Source organism: Herminiimonas sp. (assembly GCF_030645555.1).
In the GTDB taxonomy this organism is placed as follows: Bacteria; Pseudomonadota; Gammaproteobacteria; order Burkholderiales; family Burkholderiaceae_D; genus Oxalicibacterium.
Genome location: NZ_JAUSME010000126.1, coordinates 1 through 4,692, shown reverse-complemented (window position 1 = coordinate 4,692; position 4,692 = coordinate 1). Strand labels below are relative to the sequence as shown.

Genomic DNA, 4,692 nt, shown 5'->3' with positions numbered 1-4,692 from the left:
TGTCGCGCCTGTCGCGCAATTTCCCGGCCACGCCGACTGTCGATTTGCGTCCCGACGAACGCGGCCGGTATTATCTGCTGACGGTCTCGGCCAACGACAGGAACGGCTTGCTGTATTCGATCGCCAATGTGCTGGCGAAATACAAGGTCAATCTGCACACTGCCAAGGTCATGACGCTGGGCGAACGCGTCGAGGACGTGTTCCTGATCGATGGCTCGGTACTGAACAATCCGCGCAGTCAGATCCAGCTGGAGACTGACTTGCTCGACGCGCTGCGGGTCTGATGCTCGCCGCATCAAACGCCGTCGTTTTTCAATCTGCCTTTCAATTCAAATAATTGCATCACTATGACCGAACCACTACGCCTCTCCAAACGCATGTCCGAACTGGGTCTTTGCTCGCGCCGCGAAGCCGACGAATGGATCGCCCGTGGCTGGGTACGCGTTGATGGCAAGGTTGTCTCGGAACTGGGCACCAAGATACTACCGACACAAAAAGTGACGGTGGAACGTCAGGCGGCGGCAGAACAAGCCAAGCGCGTCACTATCCTGATCAACAAGCCGATGGGCTACGTCAGCGGTCAGGCCGAAGACGGCTACAAACCGGCAGTCGCGCTGATCAAGGCGGAAAACCGCTGGAAAGAAGACCAGTCGACGACGCAATTCCATCCTACGCAGTTGCGCAGCCTGGTTCCCGCCGGGCGCCTGGACATCGACTCGATCGGCTTGCTGGTCTTGACGCAGGATGGCCGGATCGCCAAGCATTTGATAGGCGAAACGACCAGTGTCGAAAAAGAATACCTGGTGCGCGTGCAATACACGAAGCTGGGGACGCTGCCGGAGTCAGAATTGAAGCGCCTCAACCATGGCTTGATGCTGGATGGAAAAAAACTGCTGCCGGCGCAAGTCAAATGGCAAAACGAAGACCAGTTGAGCTTCATTTTGCGCGAGGGTAAAAAACGCCAGATCCGCCGCATGTGCGATATCGTCGGACTGAAGGTCGTTGGCTTGAAGCGCGTGCGCATAGGCCGAGTGAAGCTGGGCGACTTGCCGGTGGGTGAATGGCGCTATCTGGAAGACGGCGAACAGTTCTGATTGCCCCGCAATTTAATTTCCACACGGAAATTTGTTCTAGATCAATATCCGTTTAAACAAAGCCGTCACAATCACATCTTCTGCGGCGGCGTGCGCCTGCATGCCCGCCCGCCATCTGCCCCGCTCCTGACGGCGCTCACATATATACACGCATTCATCGCACATGGAAAACAGCTACACCGGCCGTCCGCCGCCGGCCATGCATCCCGGGGATGCGGATAGTCTAACGAAAAACCGGCGCATCAATCAGCTCTACAAATCACTGATGCAGTGCAATCAAGCCATAGTGCGCAGCGACAGTGAACAAATTCTGTTCGCGAAAATTTGCCGCAATGTCGTCAATTTCGATTGCATGAAAATGGCCTGCATCTCGATGCTCGATGAAACAGGACAGCAGCTGGTATCGGTAGCCGCGGATGGCGACGGCACCGACTATCTGCAACAACTGCCTATTTCGATCATTGCCGAGACAACCTATGGGCGCGGCCCGAGCGGCATCGCCTTTCGTGAAAACCGGCCTTACTGGTGCCAGGATTTTCAGCATGATCCGGCCACCCTGCCCTGGCGCGAGCGCGCGACCCGCTTCGACTGGAAAGCCTGCGCCGCCTTGCCGCTGCACAGGAAAGGCATGGTCATAGGCACGATCAATCTGTACGCTGACCAGGTCGATGCCTTCGATGAAACTACCCGCAATCTGCTCATCGAACTGGCCATCGACATCGACTATGCGCTCAGCCGGTTCGAGCTGGAAGCAGAGCGTCAACATTCGCTGAAAATGAAGACACTGCGCGTGTTCATGCTGGAACTCATGACCAGCGAGTTGCCGCTGAAGGAAATCCTGCTCAATGTGGTGTACCAGCTGGAAGCCATCATTCCAGACAGCCTGTGTTCCATCATGCTGCGCGACAAGGATAGCTTGCGGCTGCGTGTAGGTGCAGCACCCAGCCTGCCCGATTTTTACAATGCCGCCATCGATGGAATGAGCATTTCCTTAGGCATTGGATGCTGCCCCAACACGATCGCCAGCGGTACACGCACTATCGTTAGCGATATTGCCCAGGATCCGCTCTGGACTGCGTTTGCCTCCATAGCTGCAAAAGCAGAACTGGGTTCTTGCTGGTCCGAACCGATATTTTCAGCCGATGCGCAAGTCATCGGGGCGTTTGCCGTCTATCACCGCAGCCCATACACCCCCGAAAAATACGATCTGCAGCTGATAGAAACGGCTGCGCATTTTGTCGCCATTGCGATCGAGCGCAAACAGTCCGAAGCCTTCCTGCGCAAGCTCTCGCATGCAGTCGAGCAAAGCTCCAATGCAATACTGATCACCGATCTTGACGGCGTGATCGAATACGCCAACACCGCCTTCAGCCTCAACTCCGGCTACGCCATCGATGAAGTCCTCGGCAAGAAACCCAGTCTGCATCGAAGCGGGAAAACACCGCGAGCAACTTACGCCGACATGTGGGCGCATCTGGCACGCGGCGAAAGCTGGCATGGCGAATTCATCAATCGACGAAAAAATGGCTCAGAACATGTAGACCTGGTACACATCTCGCCGGTGCGGGAAGCCGATGGCCGCATCACGCATTATCTGGCAATAGAAGAAGACATTACCGACAGAAAAAATGCGCAGGCGCGCATCAAATACCTGGCGCATTACGATGTCTTGACAGGGTTGCCGAATCGCGTGCTGCTCGACGAGCGCGCACACCATGCGCTGCAAGTGGCGGAAAAAAACCGGGATGCGCTGGCCGTGATGTTCATCGATCTGGATCACTTCAAGAACATCAACGATACGCTGGGCCATAGTCTCGGCGACGCGCTGCTGCTTGCATTGAGTCAGCGCCTGCAGCTGGCGCTGCGCAGTGAGGATACCTTGTCGCGTCTGGGTGGTGACGAATTCATACTGCTGCAACCCGGCGCCAACCGGGAAGATGCCAGAAAGACCGCGCAGCAGCTGATGGACATCATCAAGCAACCCTATCAAATCGGCCCGCACGACCTGAGCGTGATGGCTTCGATCGGCATTGCCGTCTACCCGGAGGATGGGGCGGATTTTGAAACGCTGCACAAGAATGCCGATGTCGCGATGTATCGCGCCAAGGAAGCCGGCCGCAACAGCTACCAGTTCTTTACGCAGGAAATGCAGGAGCGCTCGACACGCTACCTGAAAATCGTCAACGCCTTGCGCCAGGCAGTTGAACTGCATCAGCTGGAATTGCACTACCAGCCGCAAATATCCTTGTCAGACGAAAAGATCATCGGTGCCGAAGCGCTGTTGCGCTGGCGACATCCGGAACTGGGCAATGTCTCTCCGGCAGAATTCATCCCGATTGCAGAAGAAAGCGGGCTGATCATGCAGATAGGGGAATGGGTATTGCGCACTGCGGTGCGACAGGCGAAGGCCTGGCACGAGCGCGGCTACACCGCGCTGTTGATGGCAGTCAATCTGTCGGCGGTGCAATTCCGTCATGCAGGATTGCCCGATCTGGTCATGCGCATATTGAATGAAGCAGATTTCCCGCCGCAATATCTGGAGCTGGAATTGACTGAAGGCGTGGCGATGCACAATCCGCAAGGCGCCATTGCGATGATGAACAATCTGCACGCGCACGGTGTGCGGATGTCGATAGACGACTTCGGCACCGGCTATTCCTCGCTCAGCTATCTGAAAAAATTCAAGGTCTACAAACTCAAGATAGACCAATCCTTCGTGCGCGATATCAGTAGCGATGCAGAAGACAGGGCGCTCGTCAGCGCCATCATAGGGATGGCGAAAAGCCTGGGCTTGCAAACCATCGCCGAAGGCGTGGAAACAGTAGAGCAACTGGCGTTTCTGCGTGCAGAGGGGTGCCACGAAGCGCAAGGCTACCATTACAGCAAGCCATTACCGGTGGCGGCCTTCGAGGATTTTCTGGCTGCGACATTGCCCGCAGTACGCGTGCTGCGTAGCGCTACGCGTTAAGCAGCAGGATGTATGGGACGGCTACAGGAGATAGGGATAGCGCAGCGCGTAAAGCACGGCGTAAAGATCAATCGTCGTCGCCCGGATCCATCTCCGGGAACAGGACATCGACGTAGCCGAATTTGGTGAAGTCGGTGACCCGCATCGGATACAGGATGCCGTCCAGATGATCGCATTCGTGCTGCACCACGCGCGCATGAAAGCCGTCGACATCGCGACTGATCGCATTGCCATGCTGGTCAAAACCTTCATAATGCAAGCTGCTGAAACGCGGCACCACGCCACGCAAGCCGGGCACCGACAGGCAACCTTCCCAGCTTTCCTCCATCTCGGCTGAGAGCGGCCGCAACTTCGGATTGATCAGCACTGTTTCCGGTATCGCTGGCGCATCCGGATAGCGCGTGTTCTGCTTGAAGCCGTAAATCACCAGGCGCAGATTCACGCCTATCTGCGGCGCAGCCAGGCCGGCGCCGTTGGCCGCATACATCGTGTCGAACATGTCGGCGATCAGCGCGTCCAGCTCCGGCGTGCCGAAAGCCTGCACCGGTTCGGCTATGCGCAGCAGGCGCGGATCGCCCATCTTCAGGATTTCTCTTACCGTCATTTGATCGTCTTCAAATAGTCTGTGAA

At 56.5% G+C, this 4,692-nt stretch carries 4 protein-coding genes; 3 read left to right on the top strand and 1 reads right to left on the bottom strand.

Going from position 1 to position 4,692, the window contains the following annotated elements:
• The 3 genes from Q7T06_RS04985 to Q7T06_RS04975 all read left to right on the top strand — a co-directional run.
• Window positions 1-284, top strand: a 284-nt coding sequence (locus tag Q7T06_RS04985) for an ACT domain-containing protein (RefSeq protein ID WP_304781205.1), incomplete at its 5' end; no start/stop codon positions are given.
• A 63-nt stretch (window positions 285-347) separates the two neighbouring features.
• A complete protein-coding gene (locus Q7T06_RS04980) occupies window positions 348-1,094 on the top strand; it encodes a pseudouridine synthase (protein ID WP_304781202.1) in 747 nt (248 codons plus the stop codon).
• A 163-nt stretch (window positions 1,095-1,257) separates the two neighbouring features.
• Entirely contained in the window at window positions 1,258-4,062 is a 2,805-nt protein-coding gene (locus Q7T06_RS04975; protein WP_304781199.1) for an EAL domain-containing protein, read from the top strand.
• 67 nt (window positions 4,063-4,129) lie between these two features.
• Here Q7T06_RS04975 and def read toward each other — a convergent pair whose 3' ends face one another.
• Entirely contained in the window at window positions 4,130-4,666 is a 537-nt protein-coding gene (gene def / locus Q7T06_RS04970; RefSeq protein WP_304781208.1) for a peptide deformylase, read from the bottom strand.
• Window positions 4,667-4,692 lie beyond the last annotated feature (26 nt).

Bases quoted from the DNA above. Each gene is read 5' to 3' on its own strand.
- Q7T06_RS04980 (WP_304781202.1), top strand. From the start codon at position 348: ATGACCGAACCACTACGCCTCTCCAAACGCATGTCCGAACTGGGTCTT.
- def (WP_304781208.1), bottom strand. From the start codon at position 4,666: ATGACGGTAAGAGAAATCCTGAAGATGGGCGATCCGCGCCTGCTGCGC.
- Q7T06_RS04975 (WP_304781199.1), top strand. From the start codon at position 1,258: ATGGAAAACAGCTACACCGGCCGTCCGCCGCCGGCCATGCATCCCGGG.